Below are 19,730 nucleotides of genomic sequence, written 5' to 3' on the forward strand. Positions count from 1 at the left end.
GGCCCCTAACTGGTCACGTCCTTGCGGCGGAAGCGCCGGAACGCCACCGCGACCAGGATCGCCGCGTACGTGATCGACACGGAGGCACCCTTCGCCATCCCGCTCCAGTCCAGCTCCGGCACCAGGGCATCGGTCCAGGCGTTGTTCCAGAACGTCGGCAGGAACTCGCGCAGCACCCCCAGCGCCTCGACCGCCTGCAGGATGGTGCAGACGATCCACAGCCCGACCGCTCCACCCACGGCGCCGAGCGGGGAGTCGGTCATGGTGGAGATGAGGAACGCCAGGGCCGCCACCACGAGCTGGCTGACCAGCGCGTACCCGATCACGATGCCGAAGCGCGGCAGCACGTCGAACGCCGGGATGGTCTCGCCCGTGCCGGGCACCGTGATGTCGTCCCAGCCGAACGCCAGCGTGCCCGCGAGCAGCCCCATCAGCGGCAGGACGATCACCGCCGCCGCCGAGTAGCCGAGCGCCACGATCAGCTTCTGCCGCAGCAGCCGGTCGCGCGGGATCGGCGCCGCCAGCAGGTACCGCAGCGACGACCAGTTGGCCTCGCTCGCCACGGTGTCGCCGCAGAACAATGCGACCGCCACCACGAGCAGGAAACTGGCCGACACCGACAGGACGAACATGGCGAAGTTGAGCCCGCTCTGCGTCGCCAGATCCGACATGCGCAGCGCCGACTGCCCCTGCGAGCTCGGCTGCGGCCCGATCTGGAACGCGATCACCAGGATCCACGGCAGGGCCAGCAGCAGCGCGAACATGCCCAGCGTGCGCCGCCGCTTGAACTGCCTGACGATCTCCACCCGCAACGGCAGCGTGCGGTTCGGCGCGTAGCCGCTCGCGGCGGTCATGCCTTGTCTCCGATGAGGTCGAGGAACACGTCTTCCAGCCGCGGCCCGTGCCCGTTGGCGACCGTGGCGGCCGAGCTCAGCAGCCGCGACACGGGACCGGTCGAGACCAGCCTGCCGCGCCGCATGACCACGACATGGCTGCAGGTCTGCTCCACCTCGGCCAGCATGTGGCTGGACACGATCACGGTACGGCCGTCGCGCGCGTACCGCTTGAGCACCTCCCGCATCTCCCGGATCTGGGGTGGGTCGAGCCCGTTCGTGGGCTCGTCCAGCACCAGCAGGTCCGGCAGCCCGAGCATGGCCTGCGCGATGGCCAGCCGCTGCCGCATGCCCTGCGAGTACGTACGCACGGCCCGTTCGAGGGCCTTGCCCAGGTTCGCGATCTCCAGCGCCTCGTCGAAGCGCGCGTCGGCCACGGGGCGGCCGGTGGCGGCCCAGTACAGCTCGATGTTGTCGCGCCCCGACAGGTGCGGCAGGAAGCCCGGCCCCTCGACGAACGACCCCAGCCTCGACAGCACGGGCGCGCCCGGCGTCACCGGCTCCCCGAAGATCCGGATCTCGCCGGCGTCCGGCCGGATGAGGCCCATCATCATCCGCATCGTCGTCGTCTTGCCCGCGCCGTTCGGCCCGAGCAGGCCCAGCACCTGGCCCCGCTCCACCCGGAACGACAGGTCGTCGACGGCCAGCTCACCGTTCCGGTACGCCTTCGTCAGCCCGCTGATCTCCAACGGCACCTCGGCCCCACCAAGGCTCTCCGAGGACACACCATCGCCGTTACGGTCAAGGGCGTCGGCACCACCGCCACCGCCACCGCCACCGCCTGCGCCGAAGCCCGTGCCGACGCTTCCAACAGTGATGCCTGCACCGTCACCGCTGCTGCGGCCGATGCCATCACCGCTGTCACTCCCGGCGCCGTCACCGCTGCCGCTGCTGCCGGCGCTGCCGTTGGCGGAGGCGAGGTGCGCCGCGCCGTCGGCGGCTACACCTTGCGCCGTGCCGTCGGTGGCGACCTCTTGCGCTGTGCTGTCGGCGGCCACTTCTTGCGCCGTGCCGTCGGGGGCGACCTCTTGCGCTGTGCTGTCGGCGGCCACTTCTTGCGCCGTGCCGTCGGGGGCGACGTCATGCGCCGTACTGTCGGTGGCGACGTCATGCGCGGTGCCGCTGAGGGCGTCTTCGTGCACGGCGCCGTTGGCGGAGTGGAGGTGCGCCGTGCCGTTCGCGGAGGGCGCGAGCAGCGGAGCGTTCGCTGTGAGACCCTGGCCCGCGGCGCCCGCGGCGGCGGTGGCGGCGGTGGCGGCGGTGGGGCGGCGGCGGGACGTGGTGCGGCCCGTGGCCAGCAGGATCGCGGCGATCACCACGGCCGACAGCGGCATGGCCCACACCCACCAGGCCACCCCGGTCGGAGCGGCGGCCAGCGTCCCCACCGTCGGGACGCTGACGGCGGGCGAGGCCAGCGAGACCCGGTACGCGGCAGGCTGCGCCGGCGTGGCGAACCCCATGTCGGTCGTGGTCACGACCAGCCGGAGCCGGTGCCCCACGGCGAAGCGGTGGTCCACGGCGGGCAGGCTGACCGTGGCCTCCGCGCTGCCGGCCCCCTCCGGGATCGTCACCCGGACGGGTGCCACCAGCCCGGCGGGCAACGTGGGCAGCTGGGTGTCGTCCGCCACGTCGTACAGCTTCGCGAACAGCGTCGCCTCGCCCTTGCCCGTCACCTTGATCTTGACGGCGGGGCTGCCGGTGAGCTGCAGCGGAGCGGTGAGCGGGCCGGACTCGAACGTGGCGCTCTGGCCCGGCATGTCGATCGAGACCCCGGCGGAGTTCTGGCCGCCCAGCAGCCCGCCGATGCCCGGAACGGTCGAGATCGAGGCCGGGGCGCCGCCGGGCGGGTTGACGATGTTCTGCTCGGGGCCGTTCAGCGCGACGGTGGTGGTGCCGGTGCCCGCGAGGCCGGGGTAGGAGCCGGCCTCCGGGTGGAGCCGGATGCGCTGGCGGGTGCCGGGGTCGCGCCCGCCGTCCCGCGTCACCGTGAATGCGCTCACCGGCGGCGTGGCCTGCCCGGAACCCTCGCCCTTGAGATAGCGCGCGAACCAGGCCGCCGACTGGTCGAAGAGCCAGTCGGCCTCGCCGTTGCCGCCGTCGTGCCCGCCGTCGAACCAGGCCAGGCTCACCGGCGTGCCCGCCGCGGCGATGGCCCTGGCGTTGGCGTCGGCGTGGCCGAGGGGGAAGAGCGAGTCGCGCTGGCCCTGGATGAGCAGGGTCGGCGCCTTGATCTGCCCGGCCACGGTGATCGGGCTGGACCTGCGCAGCAGCGCGACGGCCTCCGGCGTGGCCCGGCCGTCCTCGGCGACCTCCTGGTAGATGTCGCAGATCGCGGGCAGGAACCTGCCGCACCGCGCCTGCTCCTCCGTCACCGGCCCGGCCGCCGCCTCCCTGCGCCCGAGCAGCGAGGTGGCGTCCAGCGAGACACCCTGACCGAAGAAGATCCCGGCCCACATGCGCTTGAAGACGCCGCTCGTGCCCGCGCCGGCCTGCGTGCCCGCGCCGGCCTGCGTGCCCGCGCCGGCCTGCGTGCCGGGCTCTGCAGCCGTTCCGGTGCCCGTGGCGACGGTCTGGGTGGCGGCGTTGGGGAAGAGGGCGTCGGCCAGGTCGGACCAGGTGATCTGGGGGACGATCGCGTCGACCCGCTGGTCATGGGCCGCCGTCATCAAGGCGATGGCCCCGCCGTACGAGCCGCCCGCGATGCCCACGCGCGGGTCACCGGAGGCGTCGAGCTGCACCTCGGGCCGCTTGGCGAGCCAGTCGATGAGCTGCTTGACGTCCTTGACCTCGTAGTCGGGCGAGTTGAGCGCGATCTGCCCGGTCGAGCGGCCGAAGCCGCGAGCCGACCAGGTCAGTACGGCATAGCCCTGCTGCGCGAGCCGGACCGCCTGGTCGCGCATGCTCTGCTTGCTGCCGCCGAACCCGTGGGCGAGCATCACCGCAGGCGCCTTCCCCCCGTCAGGGGGCGGGAAGAACGTCGTATCCAGCTCGACCCGTTGGTCGTCGGCTGGTCCGTCGACGACGGTTATTCGCTGGTCCTGGCCCCGCACCTCCGGAGCCGACGGCCACACGAGCCACGTCGTCACCCCGATGAGGGCGAGTGCCGCAACCAGGGCGGCCACACGCTTCATGCGGCGAGCCTACTTTCCGCACCTGAGAGATCGCTGAGACGGCACTCACGCCGGGACCTGCCGAAAGGTGCTCGTCGAGGTGGACCGGTGGATCACGGAGCCTTCGGGGCGCGCCCATCACGAGGCGGTGGCGTCGCCGGAGTGCGCCCGCGCCACGGCGAGGCTGTCCTCGTAGATGTGGTAGCGGCTGATCTGGCCGTCGGTGACCGTGAGCCGCAGGGCGAACGCGGAGGTGTAGGGCCGCCCCGTGGCCGCGACGGTCTGCGTGAACTCGCCCAGCACGACCGCGTCGTCGCCGTCGACCAGGATCCGCGTGACGGTGGTGTCGTTGAGCTCGGGCACGTGGTAGGTCCGCAGCGCGCGGAAGAGATCCGCCGCGTCACCGCGGCTGGAACGAGGGCGGATCCACGGCACCGCCGGATGCCCCTCGGCCGGCCAGTTGTAGAGCCAGTCGCACTCCTCGGCGAACAGCTCGGCGGCCCGGTCGGCGTCACCCGCACCGATCCGGCGAAGCAGCTCCTGCACGGTGTCCAAAGTCGTCATGATTCATCCTTGAAGTCCGTTATGGCGGTGCGTGCACTCGTCAGTCTCCTCGGATCGGTACGGCGTGGCGATTACCTGAGAGATAAGGGCGACGGCTATCAGCCCATGATCGCGTAGACCGTGGTGGCGTGGGCGGCCGTCTCCGCGCTGCCCTCGGCCGTGAGGGTGATCTCGGTGAAGGCCAGCGTGCGCCCCAGCTTCGTGATGCGCACGTCCAGCAGGACGTCCTTGCCCACCACCGGCCGCTGGAACGTCGTGGACTGCTGCACCGTGGTCATCGGCACGAACCCGCCCCGCGCCGACGAGATGGCCAGCACCGTGGCCGTGTCGGCCGCCGCCATCATGGCCTGCCCGCACAGCCCGCCGCCCTCCCTGGCCAGCTCGTCGGACCAGGGCAGCCGCACGATCGCGTGACGGTCGCCCACCTCCTCCACCCGGAGGCCGAGCTGCTTGATCCAGGGGGCGAAGTATTCCTGGAGAATCGCCTCTGCGTCTTCTGGAGTCACGCGCTCATCATGCACGCTGGACGGGGTGGTCGAGAGGCCTGGCCGGGAGCCTGTGGACAAGTCGCCACGGCCCCGGATCCGGCTGTGGAGAACCGGTCCGGAACACGGGAGACGACGGTATGGCGGCGATGAACGACGGTCATCCAGCAGGCCGGTCCGCGGTCGAGCTCTTCACCCCGTCCACCTACGACACGGCCGTCCCGTACGACCTGTTCGCCCGCCTCAGAGTGGAATCTCCCGTCCACTGGATCCCCGAGCCGTCCATCGGCCCCTGGCGCGAGGGCCCCGGCTTCTGGGCGGTGTTCAGGCACGCCGACGTCAAGCACGTGCTGCGTACCCCGGCGGACTTCTCCTCCCACCTCGGCGCCACCCAGATCCGCGACCCCGACACCCCCGCCGACCTGCGCTTCGTCCAGGCCCAGATGCTGAACATGGACCCGCCGGATCACTCCAGGCTGCGCAGGATCGTGGCGGCCGCGTTCACCCCGCGCGCCGTACGGGCGCTGGAGCGCACGATCGCCGAGCGGGCGGCGGCGCTGTTCGAGGCGGGTGAGTGCGACTTCGTGGAGGTGGCCGCCGACCTGCCCGTGTGGACGCTCGCCCACGTCATGGGCGTGCCCGCGCAGGACAGGCGGCTGCTGTACGACTGGGCGTCCCGCGTGATCGGCTACCAGGACGACGACTACGCCGGCCTGTCCACGGCGGACGTCGAGTCCCTCACCCCCATCGGACGCCTGGCGCTCGCGGCCCGGCGCGAGCTCGGGCCGGGCGTCAACCCGCGTTCGAGGGCCGCGCTGGCCGACATGTTCGCCTACGCCCACGCCCTGGCGCGGACGCCGGTGGACGGCGAGTCCGTCATGGCCGTGATGCGCAAGGGCGGCCTGACGGAGGAGGAGTTCGAGAACATGTTCTTCCTCTTCGCCGTCGCCGGCAACGAGACCCTGCGCAACGGCATCCCCGGCGGCCTGCTCTCCCTGCTCCAGCACCCCGCCGAGCTGGCCCGCCTGCGCGCCGACCCCTCCCTGCTGGGCTCCGCGATCGAGGAGATGCTGCGCTTCTGGCCCCCCGTCATGCACTTCAGGCGTACGGCGACGCGCGACCTCACCCTCGCCGGCCGGCCCATCCGCGCGGGTGACAAGGTCGTGGTCTACCACGCCTCCGCCAACCGCGACCCGTCCGTATTCCCCGCCCCCGACCGCTTCGACCTCGCCCGCGAGCCCAACGACCACGTCAGCTTCGGTTTCGGCCCGCACTTCTGCCTGGGCGCCCACCTGGCCCGGGCCCAGTTCCGCTCCGTCTTCCGCGAGCTGCTTTCCTGGGACGTGGAGCTCGCCGGCAGCCCGCGCCGGCTCACCTCCAACTTCCAGAACGGGCTCAAGCACCTGCCGGTACGCCTGCGCCGCCGATCCTGAAATGCGTGGAAAAAGGCGGCGCCTCCTACCTAGGATCAACCGCCATGGTCGACTATCTGCGCATCAACCAGGCCAACTGGGACGCCCGCGTCCCCGTCCACCTCGACAGCGACTTCTACGACGTGGCGGGCTTCAAGGCGGGCGGCAGCGCGCTGCGGCCGTTCGAGCTGGCGGAGGTGGGCGACGTGGCCGGCCGCAGCCTGGCGCACCTGCAGTGCCACCTCGGCCTGGACACCCTCTCCTGGGCCAGGCTCGGCGCCGAGGTGACCGGCCTCGACTTCTCCGGCGCCGCCATCGAGCAGGCCAGGAGCATCGCGGCCGAGTGCGGCCTCCCGGCCAGGTTCGTGACGGCCGACGTCTACGACGCGCCGCGGGCGCTCGGCGAGACGTACGACATCGTCTACACCGGCGTCGGCGCCCTGGTGTGGCTGCCCGACCTCACCCGCTGGGCCGAGGCGGTCGCCGCCCTGCTGAACCCCGGCGGCTTCCTGTACCTCGCGGAGTTCCACCCGTTCACCAACGTGCTGGACGACGACACCGGCGCCACGGTTATTCGCGACTACTTCGACCGCACGCCCCAGGTCTGGGACTACCCCTACAGCTACACCGGCAGCCAGACCCTCGAACACCGGACCTCCGTGCAGTTCGAGCACGGCCTCGGCGACGTCGTCAGCGCCATCGCCGCGGCCGGCCTGCGCCTGGAGTTCCTGCACGAGCACGATCACACGCTGTTCCGCCGCTTCACGGACCTGGTGGAGGCGGACGGCGGCTACCGGCGGCCCGACGGCGCTCCGAGGATCCCCCTCATGTACTCCCTGCGGGCTTCCGCCAGGTAGGGACCCGCGATCGGGCCGTACGAGGCGGATGACCGTAAGATTCTCTGCCGTGAAGTCTCCAGCATCGTTCAAGAGGGCCGCCGCCTGGGCCCTGCCCTACTGGACTCGCGGCGAGGCGGGCCGCGAAACTCCGCAAGACCTGTTCAGGGTGCTCTATTTCGGCTGGCTGGCGGCGTTCACGCTCAAGGTGCTCGGCTCGGCCTGGGACGTCTCCTGGCACTTCAAGTGGCTGCGCGACGACCTCGCCCCGCCGCACCTGCTCAACTCCGTCGGTACGGTCATCGCCGTCGCCCTGACCGTGATCCACGGCTACACCGGGTACGGCGTGGACAAGCTCGCGCTCAGGCTCATCCAGTGGGGCACCGGGATCTTCCTCGTCGCGGTGCCGCTCGACCTGATCAACCACCGCGTCAACGGGCTCGACATCACCTCGTGGAGCCCGTCGCACATCCTGCTCTACGTTGGAACGTTCTTCATGATCGCGGGCGTGATCCGCGGCTGGTTCATGGGGGCGCAGAAGGGGCGCGAGCGCGTGGTCGTGCTCGGCGCGTTCTTCGCGTTCTTCCTGGAGAACATGCACTTCCCCGAGCAGCACCAGGAGTACGGCATCCTGTCGCTCGGCGCGTGGGACAACCACGCGACCTACGCCGAGCCGATCCTGCTCCAGTTCGCGGCCGACCAGATGGGGCGGCCGATCGACCGCACGATGATGGCCGGGTTCACGCTGCCCGTGCCCGACTACCTGTACCCGGTCTACGCCGTGGTGGGGGTGCTGTCGGTGCTGGTGGTGGCCAGGCTGATGGTCGGCAGGTTCGGCGCGGCCACGCTCGTCGCGGGCAGTTACGTGCTGTTCAGGACGCTGATCTGGCCGCTGCTCACCTTCACCGGCTTCCCGCCGTCGGCGGTGCCGTTCTTCATGCTCGCCGCCGGGCTGCTGGTGGACCTGGCTTTCCTGGTACGGGTGCCGGTCGTGCGCGCGGTGCTCGGGGCGGCCGGGGTGACGGCGGTCACGTACGGCGCGCTGGTCGCGCAGAGCGCGGTCATGGGCTCGGTGTACGGCGCGATCACGGGCCAGGAGGGCCTGCTGGGAGCGCCCCCGCTCGCCACGCCGTCGGCGCTGTGGGCCGGGCTGGGCCTGCTCGCCGCCTGGCTGGCCATCGAGTGGATCGCGGGCAGGCGGGACCCCCAGCCGCTCGGCGGCGCCACACCACGCCCAGCGGTCGCGCCCGCCACACCGTAGCGGACCCTGCGACCGCGCCAAGGCGGCCCTGCGTTCGCGTGCGGTGGTCGCGGCCGCTGCACGGCAGTGGTGGTCAGGCGATCGAGGCGCGGGTGATCGCCACCGCCACCCCGTACGCCAGCCCCATCACCCCGACCTCGGCCGCCGCCCACCCCACCAGGGCGGTGGCCCCGCCGCGGCGGATGACGGGCAGCAGCCGGAAGCGGATGTGCGCCGCCAGCGGCACCAGCAGCGCGACCAGCGCCGTCTTGATCACGACCAGCACCCCGTAGTGGCTGGTCACGATGGCGTCCGGCAGGGTCACGCCGGGCGTGAGCGCCATCGTGCCCAGCCCGGTGACGAGCCCGGACAGCGCCACCAGCAGCAGGCACACCGTGGCCATCCTGGAGAACTTGGGCAGCACCACGGCCAGCAGGTCACGGTGTGGCGCCACGAACACGGCCGTGGCCACCAGCCCTCCCGTCCAGGCCGCCGCCCCCATCACGTGGATCTCCATCGAGATCATGATGGGGTCGTGCCAGACGGAGTTCACCGCGTGCCCGGTGACGGGGATGGGCAGCAGCCCGAACAGCGCCACGATGATCCGCAGCTCGGCCGGCACCTTCTCGCCGAACCGCACCGCCATCAGCCCGATCCCGGCCGCCGCCAGCGCGCACGCCGCGCTGAACAGCAGCCCCTGCCCCGTGCCGACACTCCCGACATATCCGGCGATCATCTCGAACGTCGGCACGGCGCCGGGGTTCAGCTCGGCGGCCTGGAAGACGATCGTGACCAGCGCGCAGATCGCCCACGCCCAGGCGAACATCACGGCCAGCGGCCGCACCCTGAGCAGCACCGGCTCCGTACGCTCCGGCGCCTTGAACCCGAGCAGCTTGGGCAGCAGGCTGAGCCCGACCACGGCCACGGCGGCCACGTCGAGCAGCACCCGCACGATCGGCAGCCCGACCGACACGACGGGGCCTGGCATGGGGATGCCGGGCACGGACTCCTGAGCGGTGAACGAGCTGGCCGCCACGGCCGCGACGACCGCGCACACCCCGAACGCACCGGCCACCAGCCGCCCGCCGACGCGCTCCCGCCGGGCCGGCGGAGCAGCGACCGCAGTCACGCCGCGCCCCCCTGCCCACGCCCCGCCACCCCAGCACCCGCGCCCTCCGCGCCCGGAGCGCCCGGAGCGCCCGGAGCGTCCGGAGCCGGAGCGGCGCGTCCGGCGGGGGTGGCGCGGCGCAGGGCGACCGCGGTCCCGGCCGCGAGCACCAGCAGGGCCCCCACGATCCACACCACGGCCATCCCGGCCCCGCCGTTCGCCGCCGCCTCGGCGGCGTCGGCGCTGGAGCCGCCCGCCGCCGCCCCCGCCGCCACACCACTCGCGCCAGGAGTGGCGGCGGCGGCCAGCTTGAAGCCGATCTTCCCGGTGACCGGATGCCCGTCGGCCGACAGGATCCGGTACCCCACCACGTACGACCCTCCGGCCGGCAGCGGCTTGACCTTCACGGACACGCGCTCGGCCGCCACCACGGCACTCCCGTCGGCCCACGCCGACCCGTCCGCGCCCGTCACGCCCACCTGCGCGTACCCCTGGCGCACCGCCTGGTCGAACACCAGCGTCACCTGCGAGGGCGAGGCCGTCAGCGTGGCCCCGTCCTCCGGGTCGCTGCCGATCAGCACGTTGTGCGCCTGGGCCGGGGAGTACGTGACCCCCACGGCGGCGAACGCGAGCAGCAGGACCGTGAGTAGCCGCCTCACAGATCAGAACCTTCCATAAAACACGTTGCGGACCCGTATATGGTCCCATCCATGGAAGACCTGTTCGGCGGCGCGGCACCCTATTACGCGAAGTACCGCACGAGACCGGGCGATCCGGCGATCGAGCACCTGGCCATGACGTTCGGCGACGACAGCACCGTCCTGGACCTCGGCTGCGGCCCCGGCACGATCGCCATCCCGCTGAGCAGGCGGGTGCGTGAGGTGCTCGCCGCCGATCCCGACGAGGAGATGCTGGCCGAGGGCAGGCGCCTGGCCACGGGTAACAGGAACATCCGCTGGATCAGGGCCGACTCGACGATGTTGCGCCGGCTGCCCGGATTCGACCACGTCGTCATGGGCAGGTCGTTCCACTGGATGGACCGCCGCGCGGTGCTGGCGGAGCTGGACGAGCTGCTGCCCCCGCACGGCGTCGTGGCCCTCGTCGGGCCGACCCGCGAGCCGCGCGAGGAGCCCTGGGAGCCGGTCACCCGCCGGGTGCGCGACGAGTTCGCCGTGAACACCTTCAGCGCGTCCAGCTCGTTCCAGGCCACCGGCGAGCACCACGACGACGTGCTGGCCACCTCGCCGTTCAGCGTCCTGGACCGGGCCCACTACGAGGACCGCCTGGTGTACGACCTGGAGGCCGTGATCGGCCTGCAGCTGTCGTACTCCTACTCGGCCCCCGCCCGCCTCGGCGACCGGCTGGCGGCCTTCAAGGAGGAGGCCAGGCGGCGGCTGCTGGCGGCGAACCCGTCGGGCAGGTGGGAGCTGGCGACGGTCACCGAGGTGCTGACGGCGCGGCGGCCTCCCAGATCCCCATGACCTGCCAGATGCGCCGGGTGAGCGGGTTGATCAGCCCGATCTCGGCGCACAGCTCGCGCGTCTTGCCCACCGAGTCGCGGATCTCCTGCCGGGCGGCGGGGTTGCGCAGGTAGACCTCGGTCACCACGCTCGCGGGGATCCTGAAGCGCCGGATCATCGGCCCGGGCGGAGCCAGCATGATGCGGGCCATGACGCCGAGGATGATCGGCGAGGCGATCCCCAGCAGGAGCCGCCGGTAGGCGGGCATCCGCGGCACCCGGTTGCGCAGGTAGTGCCGGGCGAAGGAGATGTGCCTGGCCTCCTCCGCGATGTGGATGCGGATGATCGTCTCCTCCAGCGGGTGGTGCACCCGGCCGTCCTTGAGCAGCCTGCGCTGGACGTGGTCGATCGGGTCCTCGCCGCCCAGCACGAAGATGAAGAACAGCTCGGTCGAGATGAGCGGGATCCAGGGCGCCACCTGGGCGACCACCGACAGCGGCCCCGGCATGCCGCGGATGGGCAGCCCGGTACGGTTCACGAACTCCTGGAACATCATCCCGTGATGCGCCTCTTCGGTCGTCTCGTGGTAGACGTACCGGAACTCGGGAGACCCGTTCGGCAGCCGGTAGGCGTAGTTGAGCAGCCCGCGCTTGAGCAGGTTCTCGAACTGCAGCCCGATCTTCATGGCGGTGGCCACCCGCCACAGGCCGATCCGCGCGCGTACCTCGGGGGAGCGGCTGAGGTACCAGGGGTGCCCGCCGAGGCGGTCCACCCCGGCCAGCTCCCAGCGCGGATCGGTCTGGTCCACGTGGAACTCCGGGTCGTCCCACGGGATGTCGCGGTACGGCTCCCAGTGCTTGTCCACCGACGCCTTCGAGAGGCGTTCGATGACCGCGCGGTACGCGCTGCGGCTCGCGACCTGTTCGTCGCGCTCCCTGGCGGCGGTAGAGCTCGGTGCGGATGTCATCGCGTGCACTCCTCTCCTCGCCCAGTAATTGTACGGAGAATCCAATAAGACTGGGAAGAGGTGAGGATCCCGGCATTCAGAGCTTCTCCGCGGGCACCCCCAGCTCGCTCGCCGCCGCCGAGCGGATCAGCACGTTGACCCGGCGCCGTGACAACACCTTGGGATGCGCGTGCGTCTGGACGGCCAGCCCGTCGATGAGCGCGAACAGCCGCCACGTCGTCGAGTCGGGATCGGGGCAGTCGAACTCGCCGCAGGCCACGCCGGCCTCGATGATGCCGCGCATCAGCGTGCGGCCCCTGGCGTCGATCCGCCGCGAGGTCTCCTCCAGCTCCGTGCTGCGCATCGCCTCGGACCAGGCGTCGATCCACAGGCGCCAGCCCTCGGTGGGGATCGCGGGGGAGCAGAGCCGCAGCAGGGAACGCAGGCGGTCGGTCGGCGTGCCCGCCGACTGCTCGACGTCGGTCAGCGCGTTGAGATGCTGGCGGGCGGCGTAACCGAACGCCATTGCGAACAGCCGCTCCTTGGTCTCGAAGTGGTAGAAGAGCAGCGCCTGGCTGACTCCCGCGGCCCTGGCGATGTCCAGGGTCCTGGTGTGCCCGAATCCCTGCTCCGCGATCACCTCGCAGGCCGTTTTCAGCAAATCCTCGCGCCGTAATCGGCTGAAACCTGTTGTCACAGCGAGTAACTCTAACTTCTGATCACTAGTATTTATAGGACAAACCGGGCGTGATCTGTTCTGGTATGAGGAACCCGGGCACGGTCCGGATTTCCCGTTCACCGACAGTCACGTTGATCATGGTAACCATGTACATCCGAACGTGCTTCTGCCGGGGTCCCTTTCCAACACCCTTGCCCGCATCCGCGTGACGAAACGGGCGGGACGTGCCCAGAGCAATGCTCTGTACGTGCTCCGATGTGCTGACTAGAGTAAGTGAGCACTGATGCCGAGGAGTCGATGTGAACCTTGCTGATTATCGGCGTGCGGCCGGCGAGTGGCTGCGGGAGAACGTTCCGACCGACGACTACCCGGAGGCCGACGGGATAGCCCGGGCCAAGGAGTTCATGGCCAAGCTCTACGACGCCGGGTATTCCGGCATCACCTGGCCGAAGCAGTGGGGCGGCCAGGGGCTGACCCAGGCGGAGGAGCGGGTGTTCGCCGAGGAGGCCCGCGACTACACCCTGCCCACCTACATCTTCTCGATCGGCCTGGGCATGACCGGGCCCACGATCGTCGACCGGGGCTCCGACGCCCAGCGCGAGCGGTTCGTCCGGCCTCTGCTGCGCGGCGAGGAGGTCTGGTGCCAGCTCTTCTCCGAGCCCGGCGCCGGCAGCGACGTGGCCAGCCTGCAGACCAGGGCCGTACGCGACGGCGACCACTGGATCGTCAACGGCCAGAAGGTGTGGACCTCCGTCGCCCACCACGCCGACTGGGGGCTGCTGCTCGCCCGTACGGACGTGGACGTGCCCAAGCACAAGGGCCTGACCATGTTCGTGATCGACATGCACCACCCCGGCGTGACCGTCAGGCCGCTGAAGGACATGTCCGGCAGGGCCAACTTCAACGAGATCTTCTTCGACAACGTCCCCATCCCCGACGAGCACCGCGTCGGCGAGGTCAACGACGGCTGGAGCGTGGCCGTCACGACGCTGCTGCACGAGCGGCTGTCGATCTCGGCGGGTGTCGGCATGGGCCAGCAGAAGGACCACCCGGCCTCGCTGGAGGCGCTGCGCCAGGCCCTCGACACCAGCGACCCGCTGGTCCGCGACGAGCTCGTCGAGCTGCACGTCCGCAACCGCGCGCTGGCGCTGTTCAACCAGCGGCTGGCCCAGGAGACCAGGGCGGGCGTCTTCCCCGGCGCGCGGGGCAGCGCAGCCAAGCTGCTGCTGGCCGAGCTGACCCTCTACCAGGCCGACCTGGCCACGCGGCTGGTCGGGCCCGAGACCGCGCTGGCCGACCACCCGCTCGCCCGCGCGATCTCGATGGCTCCCGGCATGGCGCTGGGCGGCGGCACCAACGAGATCATGCGCAACATCGTCGGCGACCGCGTGCTGGGCCTCCCGCCCGAGCCGCGGGTGGACAAGACCGTGCCGTTCAAGGACCTGAAGGTGGGGACGCAGGCGTGAAGCTCGTACTCAGTCAGGAACAGCAGGAGCTGCGCGCGGCCGTACGCGACTTCCTGCGCACCGCCTCGCCGCTGCCCAAGGTCCGCGAGGGCTACGACCCGCAGGTGTACGCGCGCCTCAACGGCGAGCTCGGCCTGTCCGGACTGATCGTCCCCGAGGAGTACGGCGGCGCCGGCGCCGGCATGTCCGAGCTGGCCGTCGCGCTGGAGGAGACCGGCGCCGCGCTGCTGCCGGGACCGTTCCTGGCCACCGCGTTCGCGGCGCTCGCGCTGGGCCAGGTGCCCGACAAGGAGCTGCAGACCGGCATCGCCGAAGGCCGGATCGCGGCCACGCTCGACCACACCGAGCTGTCGTACACCGGCGGCACGGCGAGCGGGACGGCGGCGCAGGTGCTCTCGGGCGGCGACGCCGACGTGCTCGTCGCGCCCGCGCGCGACGGCGGCGCCCTGGTCATGGTGGCCGTCGAGCTGACGGGCCCCGGCGTGACCAGGACCGCGCTGGAGACGCTCGACCTCACCCGAGGCCAGGCGAGGATCGTGCTCGACGGCGCGCCCGCGCGCGTGCTCGGCCCGGCGCCGGAGACCGGCGTGTTCGACCGGCTGTGCGTCGCACTGGCCGCCGAGCAGCTCGGCGTGATGCGGGCGGCGCTCGACGCCATCGTCGCCTACGCCAAGATCCGCGTGGCCTTCGGCCGCTACATCGGCTCCTACCAGGGGGTCAAGCACAAGCTCGCCGACATGCACTGCAAGCTCGAACAGGCCGAGTCCATCGTCAGGTACGCCGCCTGGGCCGCCGACGAGTCGCCCGCCGAGCTGCCCGAGGCCGCCGCGCTCGCCCAGGTCTACGTCGGCCGCGCCTGCTTCGAGGTGGCCCGCGACCACCTGCTGCTGCACGGCGGCATCGGCTACACCTGGGAGCACGACGCCCACCTGTTCTACAAGCGGGCCAAGGCGGACGAGGTGCTGCTGGGCCCGCCACGCATCCACCGCGCCCGTCTCGGACAACTGCTGGAGCTGTAATGGACGTCAGCGAGCTACCGGGCTTCTATGCCATCGCCGCCGCCGACCCCGGCCGCCTCGCGGTGATCGACACCGACGACACCCGCGTCACCTACGGCGACCTGCTCGCCCGGGTCAACCAGGTCTCGCACGGCCTGCGCGCCCGCGGGCTCGTCACCGGCGACGTGGTGGCGGGCGTGCTGCCCAACGGCGTGGACGCGCTGGTCATGGTCATGGCGACCGGGCAGATCGGCCTCTACTACGTGCCCATCAACTGGCACCTGACCGGCTCCGAGATCGCGTACATCCTGGGCGACTGCGACGCCAAGGTCGTCGTCACCGGCCCCGACCAGGCCGTGCCGGGCGCGGAGACCGGGACGGCCGGGCTGGCCGAGGGGCAGCCCTCGGACGCGCCCGCCGGCCGGACGTCGGGCGCCGTCATGTGGTACACCTCCGGCACCACCGGCTTCCCCAAGGGCGTCCAGCGCGGCCTGCCGGGCGCCGAGCCGGAGGCGATCGTGCCGCTCTACACGTGGTTCTTCGGCGAGGTGGTGGACCTGCGGCCGGGCGCCGAGGTGCACCTGGTGACCTCGCCGATGTACCACTCGGCGCCCTGCGCGCACGCCCAGTTCGCGCTGCACCTGGGGCACACCGTGGTGATCACGCCCCGGTTCGACCCGGTGCACATCCTGGAGCTCGTCGAGCGGCACCGGGTGTCCAACGCGATGATGGTGCCGACCATGTTCCACCGGATGTTGCAGCTGCCCGCGGACGTCCGGGCCAAGTACGACGTGTCGAGCCTGCGCCAGGTCATCCACACCGCCGCCGCCTGCCCGGTCTCCGTCAAGCAGCAGATCATGGACTGGTGGGGCCCGGTGCTGTACGAGTACTACGGCTCGACCGAGTCCACGATCGCCTTCTCCGTCAAGCCGCACGACTGGCTGGCCAGGCCCGGCACCGTGGGCCGCCCCGCGCCCACGTTCGAGGCCAAGATCTTCGACGACGACGGCGCGGAGCTGCCGCCCGGCGAGCCCGGCATGATCTACGTCAAGTCCAGCATGGGCTCGTTCGAGTACCGCAAGGACCCGGCCAAGACGGCCGCCAGCAAGAGAGGAGACTGGTACGCCCCCGGCGACATCGGCTACCTCGACGAGGACGGCTACCTGTTCCTGTGCGACCGGCGCACCGACCTGATCGTCTCCGGCGGGGTGAACATCTACCCCGCCGAGATCGAGGCCGCCCTGCTGGAGCACCCCGCCGTGGCCGACGTGGCCGTCATCGGGGTGCCCGATGAGGAGTGGGGCCACAACGTGGTCGCCCTCGTGCAGCCGGCCGAGGGCCTCGAGCCGGGCCCCGAGCTGACGGCCGAGCTGCTGGAGCACTGCGGGCCGCGCATCGCCAGGTTCAAGCACCCGAAGGTGATCGAGTACCGCGAGGCGCTCCCGCGCACCCCCACCGGCAAGCTGTCGCGCTCGAAGGTACGCGCCGACTACCTCGCCGGGAACACCAGCTCCTCGCTGTAACGCCCGCCTTCGCCCAGGTAGAAGCGGGTGGACAGGGTACGGTCCGCGGTGTCGAAGACCGTGCTCCACAGCGTGCGGAACGGCACGGCGGCCTCCTCGGGCTGCGCGACGGCGCGCAGGCTCTCGCGCAGGTCGCCGGCCGACATGGTGGCGCCCTTGCTGCGCTCGTACAGCGTGCGCAGCCGGCTGTAGGAGGCGAAGCTCGACCCGGTGTCCTCCGGCAGGTTCATCGGGTCGGGATGGCGGTGCAGCAGGTGGTTGGTGACGCAGAGCGGGCCGTCGCCGAACTCGACGATGTGCTCGCCGCCGTCCCTGCCGTGCTCCCACACGAACGCCTGGCCGTGCGCGTCGGCGACCAGGTAGTGCAGGGGCATGCCGTGGTCGTACTGCTTGGCGCCCAGCAGCGCCTGCTTGGCCTGGTCCACGTTCTCGCAGGTGTCGATCAGGAAGCGGGGCAGCTGCACGCTGTTCACGCCGACCTGCGGCGCGAAGGCCGCCGGCGGCTCGGCGGTCTCGAAGTCGGCGACCAGCAGCATGACCGCCAGGCCCGCCGAGTTGATGCCGTCCATGCAGCCGTCGAGCGCCGACATCGTCAGCACCGTGGAGGAGAGCCCCTCGTCGGGGACCGTGGTGATCACGTAGGGGCGGGAGGCCATGGGCAGCTCGCCCGGCTGGGGCTCGCTGCCCATGAGCTCGCTGGTGGTCGTGGGGAAGAAGTCGTAGTTGCGGCCCACCCGGCCGTGGCCGTCCGTCGCGGCCGAGGGCGGGATCCACAGGGCCGAGCAGCCGTGACCCGCCGGGATGTACCCCTGGTCGTCGAGGACCAGGTCGTCCTGGTCGGGGTCGAGGCCGAGCACCGCCGCCGCGCCGTCCATGCGGGCGTGGTGCTGCGGCCAGTGGCGCTCGAACCACGTCCTGCGCGCCCGGCCCACGACCGGGTCGATCGGCATGGGTGACCAGCCGAGCCGGCGGGCCTCCTCGGTGAGCGCCTTGCCGATCTCGTACTGGCTGCCGGCGAGCGTGAGGTGCGTGACGAGCTGGAAGTCGTCCTTGCCGCCCGCCACGCGGGTCATGTTCTTCATGTACGGCAGCCTCGCCCGGCCCGCTGACCGCCGCCTTACCGGCCGCTGACCGCCCGCCGGTAACGCTCTGACAGCCGCAGCACGTGCTCGGCCAGCTCCGGCGGATCGAGCACCTCGAAGTCCACGCCGATGAACCCGATCCACACCGCCATCCCGCTGACGTCGTCGCCGCCCAGCTTGAGCAGGCAGGTGCCCTCGTCCACCGGCTCGACCTCCAGGCCCAGCGGCAGCTCCCGCATCCGCTCGGCGGGGGCGTGCAGCAGCACCGTCGCCCGGTAGCGCCACATCGCCGTGTTGAGCCCCCTCTCCACGTACGCCGCGAGGTCGCCGTCGCCGGGCAGCTCGCGCGGGGTGAAGCGGGGGCCCGACGGCGTGCGCAGGCGTACCCGGTCGACCCGGAACGTGCGCCAGCCGTCGCGGTCCACGTCGTAGCCCACGAGGTACCAGCGGCCGCGCCGGTGCACCAGGCGGTGCGGCTCGACGTTCCGCACGCTCGAATCGCCCTCGTGGCCGGTGTAGTCGAAGCGCAGGCCCTCGTGGTCGCGGGCCGCGTTCGCGATCGTGGTCAGCACCTCCGGCGGCACGGACGGCGCGTTGCCCGGGATCTGCACCGTGTAGGCGTTGAGCGCACTCACCCGCCGCCGCAGCCGGGACGGCAGCACCTGCTCCAGCTTGGCCAGGGCGCGGACAGAGGTCTCCTCGATGCCCTCGACGCCGCCCCCGGCCGCCCGGCCCAGCCCGACCGCCACCGCCACCGCCTCCTCGTCGTCCAGCAGCAGCGGTGGCAGCGCCGCCCCCGCGCCCAGCCGGTAGCCGCCCGCCACGCCCGGGGTCGCGTGCACCGGGTAGCCGAGCGAGCGCAGGCGCTCCACGTCGTTGCGGATGGTCCTGGTCGAGACGCCGAGCCTGGCCGACAGCTCGGGGCCCGACCAGTCGCGGTGCGCCTGGAGCAGAGAGAGGAGCTTGAGCAGGCGGGCCGAGGTTTCCAGCATGGGCACCAGTGTGCCCGCTATCGCGGCAAGGAAGCTTCCGTGTTCACGACGAGCTTGCCGAGGAAATGGCCCTGCTCGCTGCGGCGGTGGGCCTGCGTCGCCTGCTCCAGCGGGAACACCTCCGCGACCGGCAGCCGTACGTGCGGCGACTCGCGCAGCGCCCGCGCCGCGGCGGCCGCCCCGTCGCCGGTCGAGAAGCGCACCCCGAGCCGTTCCGCCCCCGCCCGGTCGGCGATCGTGATCACCCTGGCCGGGTCGCCGGTGAGCTTCACCGACAGGTCCAGCTCGCCCCTGCCCGAGGCGTCCAGCACCCGATCGACGGATTCCGGCAGGCGCCGCTCCAGCCCGTCGCCGTACTCCACGGGCCGGACGCCGAGCCCGCGCAGGAACTCGTGATGCCGCCCGCTCGCCGTGCCGATGACCGTGGCGCCCCTGGCCAGGGCGAGCTGCGCGGCGGCCAGGCCGACGCCGCCCGCGACCGCGTGGATCAGCAGCGTCTCGCCCTCCTGCAGCGCGAGGTCCCGCAGCGCCCGGCGGGCCGTCTCGACGGCCACGGGCAGCGCGGCGGCCTCCTCGTAGGTGAGATCGTCTGGCTTGTACGCCAGCGCGTCCGCGTCGGCGATCGCGTGCGTGGCCAGGGCGCCCGGCGCCACCTGCCCGTACACCGGGTCGCCGAGCCGCAGGCCGGTCACCCCTTCGCCGAGCGCGTCCACCGTGCCCGCCAGCTCCATGCCGGTGCCCTGCGGCCCGTCGGGCGGGGCGCCGCGGAGGCCTTGCCGCATCTTCCAGTCGATGGGGTTCACGCCCGCCGCCCTGACGGCCACCCGTACCTGGCCGGGGCCCGGCTCGGGCAGCGGGATCTCCGTCAGCTCCAGCACCTCGGGGCCGCCGTGCCTGCCGTAGCGGACGGCCTGCGCGGTGGCCAGCAGCAGGGCC

At 71.8% G+C, this 19,730-nt stretch carries 18 protein-coding genes; 7 read left to right on the forward strand and 11 right to left on the reverse strand.

The window, feature by feature from the left end:
* Window positions 1–5: 5 nt before the first annotated feature.
* The 4 genes from HD593_RS13380 to HD593_RS64290 all read right to left on the reverse strand — a co-directional run bounded on the left by HD593_RS13380 (window position 6) and on the right by HD593_RS64290 (window position 5,073).
* Window positions 6–854, reverse strand: a complete 849-nt coding sequence (locus HD593_RS13380; RefSeq protein ID WP_185102486.1) for an ABC transporter permease — start codon at window positions 852–854, stop codon at window positions 6–8.
* Window positions 851–4,024: an alpha/beta fold hydrolase gene (locus tag HD593_RS61280; RefSeq protein ID WP_246546498.1), complete on the reverse strand. Its 3,174-nt coding sequence runs from the start codon at window positions 4,022–4,024 to the stop codon at window positions 851–853. The genes HD593_RS13380 and HD593_RS61280 overlap by 4 nt, the downstream gene beginning before the upstream one ends.
* A 117-nt stretch (window positions 4,025–4,141) precedes the next feature.
* Window positions 4,142–4,567 (reverse strand): nuclear transport factor 2 family protein, encoded by a 426-nt coding sequence (locus HD593_RS13395; protein WP_185102487.1) that lies wholly within the window; start codon window positions 4,565–4,567, stop codon window positions 4,142–4,144.
* Window positions 4,568–4,665: 98 nt separating this feature from the next.
* Window positions 4,666–5,073 carry a PaaI family thioesterase gene (locus HD593_RS64290; protein ID WP_185102488.1) on the reverse strand — a complete coding sequence of 136 codons (408 nt, stop codon included), beginning with the start codon at window positions 5,071–5,073 and terminating at the stop codon, window positions 4,666–4,668.
* A 119-nt stretch (window positions 5,074–5,192) separates the two neighbouring features.
* Here HD593_RS64290 and HD593_RS13405 point away from each other — a divergent pair, with 119 nt between their 5' ends.
* Genes HD593_RS13405 through HD593_RS13415 form a run of 3 tightly spaced genes read left to right on the forward strand, consistent with a single transcriptional unit; the run spans window position 5,193 to window position 8,561 of the window.
* Complete coding sequence (locus HD593_RS13405) at window positions 5,193–6,485, forward strand: cytochrome P450 (RefSeq protein ID WP_246546502.1); 1,293 nt, start codon at window positions 5,193–5,195, stop codon at window positions 6,483–6,485.
* A 44-nt stretch (window positions 6,486–6,529) separates the two neighbouring features.
* Entirely contained in the window at window positions 6,530–7,321 is a 792-nt protein-coding gene (locus HD593_RS13410) for a class I SAM-dependent methyltransferase (RefSeq protein WP_185102489.1), read from the forward strand.
* Window positions 7,322–7,370: 49 nt separating this feature from the next.
* On the forward strand, window positions 7,371–8,561 hold the full coding sequence (locus HD593_RS13415; protein WP_312903453.1) for a hypothetical protein: 1,191 nt from the start codon (window positions 7,371–7,373) through the stop codon (window positions 8,559–8,561).
* A gap of 73 nt (window positions 8,562–8,634) precedes the next feature.
* On the opposite strand, the gene HD593_RS13420 is transcribed toward HD593_RS13415, so the two are convergent.
* Window positions 8,635–9,669, reverse strand: a complete 1,035-nt coding sequence (locus HD593_RS13420; RefSeq protein ID WP_185102490.1) for a copper resistance D family protein — start codon at window positions 9,667–9,669, stop codon at window positions 8,635–8,637.
* A complete protein-coding gene (locus HD593_RS13425) occupies window positions 9,666–10,307 on the reverse strand; it encodes a copper resistance CopC family protein (protein ID WP_185102491.1) in 642 nt (213 codons plus the stop codon). The genes HD593_RS13420 and HD593_RS13425 overlap by 4 nt, the downstream gene beginning before the upstream one ends.
* A 51-nt stretch (window positions 10,308–10,358) precedes the next feature.
* On the opposite strand from HD593_RS13425, the gene HD593_RS13430 reads away from it, so the two are divergent.
* A complete protein-coding gene (locus HD593_RS13430; RefSeq protein WP_185102492.1) occupies window positions 10,359–11,129 on the forward strand; it encodes a class I SAM-dependent methyltransferase in 771 nt (256 codons plus the stop codon).
* Here the strand turns inward: HD593_RS13430 and HD593_RS13435 are convergent.
* Both HD593_RS13435 and HD593_RS13440 read right to left on the reverse strand, forming a co-directional pair.
* The gene (locus HD593_RS13435; RefSeq protein ID WP_185102493.1) at window positions 11,086–12,075 is read right to left on the reverse strand and encodes an AurF N-oxygenase family protein; all 990 of its coding nucleotides are present in this window, start codon (window positions 12,073–12,075) and stop codon (window positions 11,086–11,088) included. The two genes, HD593_RS13430 and HD593_RS13435, sit on opposite strands and share 44 nt — an antisense overlap.
* A 76-nt stretch (window positions 12,076–12,151) precedes the next feature.
* On the reverse strand, window positions 12,152–12,751 hold the full coding sequence (locus tag HD593_RS13440; protein WP_185102494.1) for a TetR/AcrR family transcriptional regulator: 600 nt from the start codon (window positions 12,749–12,751) through the stop codon (window positions 12,152–12,154).
* 281 nt (window positions 12,752–13,032) lie between these two features.
* Here HD593_RS13440 and HD593_RS13445 point away from each other — a divergent pair, with 281 nt between their 5' ends.
* From HD593_RS13445 to HD593_RS13455, 3 genes are read left to right on the forward strand one after another with little or no spacing between them, the layout of a single operon-like run.
* Complete coding sequence (locus HD593_RS13445; RefSeq protein ID WP_185102495.1) at window positions 13,033–14,199, forward strand: acyl-CoA dehydrogenase family protein; 1,167 nt, start codon at window positions 13,033–13,035, stop codon at window positions 14,197–14,199.
* Window positions 14,196–15,218: an acyl-CoA dehydrogenase family protein gene (locus tag HD593_RS64295; RefSeq protein ID WP_185102496.1), complete on the forward strand. Its 1,023-nt coding sequence runs from the start codon at window positions 14,196–14,198 to the stop codon at window positions 15,216–15,218. The genes HD593_RS13445 and HD593_RS64295 overlap by 4 nt, the downstream gene beginning before the upstream one ends.
* Window positions 15,218–16,720 (forward strand): AMP-binding protein, encoded by a 1,503-nt coding sequence (locus HD593_RS13455; protein ID WP_185102497.1) that lies wholly within the window; start codon window positions 15,218–15,220, stop codon window positions 16,718–16,720. Before HD593_RS64295 ends, HD593_RS13455 begins: the two co-directional genes overlap by 1 nt.
* On the opposite strand, the gene HD593_RS13460 is transcribed toward HD593_RS13455, so the two are convergent.
* The 3 genes from HD593_RS13460 to HD593_RS65095 are packed head-to-tail and all read right to left on the reverse strand — an operon-like array spanning window position 16,687 to window position 19,720.
* Entirely contained in the window at window positions 16,687–17,802 is a 1,116-nt protein-coding gene (locus HD593_RS13460) for a C45 family autoproteolytic acyltransferase/hydrolase (RefSeq protein WP_221524749.1), read from the reverse strand. The genes HD593_RS13455 and HD593_RS13460 overlap by 34 nt on opposite strands.
* A gap of 35 nt (window positions 17,803–17,837) precedes the next feature.
* Window positions 17,838–18,794, reverse strand: a complete 957-nt coding sequence (locus HD593_RS13465) for a helix-turn-helix transcriptional regulator (RefSeq protein WP_185102498.1) — start codon at window positions 18,792–18,794, stop codon at window positions 17,838–17,840.
* A gap of 17 nt (window positions 18,795–18,811) precedes the next feature.
* A complete protein-coding gene (locus HD593_RS65095) occupies window positions 18,812–19,720 on the reverse strand; it encodes an NADP-dependent oxidoreductase (RefSeq protein WP_350668056.1) in 909 nt (302 codons plus the stop codon).
* Between the last annotated feature and the right edge of the window lie 10 nt (window positions 19,721–19,730).

It is taken from the genome of Nonomuraea rubra, from assembly GCF_014207985.1.
Classification (GTDB): domain Bacteria; phylum Actinomycetota; class Actinomycetes; order Streptosporangiales; family Streptosporangiaceae; genus Nonomuraea; species Nonomuraea rubra.

Excerpts from the sequence above, each read along its gene's own strand:
- HD593_RS13380 (WP_185102486.1), bottom strand. The coding sequence starts at position 854 with ATGACCGCCGCGAGCGGCTACGCGCCGAACCGCACGCTGCCGTTGCGG.
- HD593_RS61280 (WP_246546498.1), bottom strand. The coding sequence starts at position 4,024 with ATGAAGCGTGTGGCCGCCCTGGTTGCGGCACTCGCCCTCATCGGGGTG.
- HD593_RS13395 (WP_185102487.1), bottom strand. The coding sequence starts at position 4,567 with ATGACGACTTTGGACACCGTGCAGGAGCTGCTTCGCCGGATCGGTGCG.
- HD593_RS13405 (WP_246546502.1), top strand. The coding sequence starts at position 5,193 with ATGGCGGCGATGAACGACGGTCATCCAGCAGGCCGGTCCGCGGTCGAG.
- HD593_RS13410 (WP_185102489.1), top strand. The coding sequence starts at position 6,530 with ATGGTCGACTATCTGCGCATCAACCAGGCCAACTGGGACGCCCGCGTC.
- HD593_RS13430 (WP_185102492.1), top strand. The coding sequence starts at position 10,359 with ATGGAAGACCTGTTCGGCGGCGCGGCACCCTATTACGCGAAGTACCGC.
- HD593_RS13435 (WP_185102493.1), bottom strand. The coding sequence starts at position 12,075 with ATGACATCCGCACCGAGCTCTACCGCCGCCAGGGAGCGCGACGAACAG.
- HD593_RS13455 (WP_185102497.1), top strand. The coding sequence starts at position 15,218 with ATGGACGTCAGCGAGCTACCGGGCTTCTATGCCATCGCCGCCGCCGAC.
- HD593_RS13460 (WP_221524749.1), bottom strand. The coding sequence starts at position 17,802 with ATGAAGAACATGACCCGCGTGGCGGGCGGCAAGGACGACTTCCAGCTC.
- HD593_RS13465 (WP_185102498.1), bottom strand. The coding sequence starts at position 18,794 with ATGCTGGAAACCTCGGCCCGCCTGCTCAAGCTCCTCTCTCTGCTCCAG.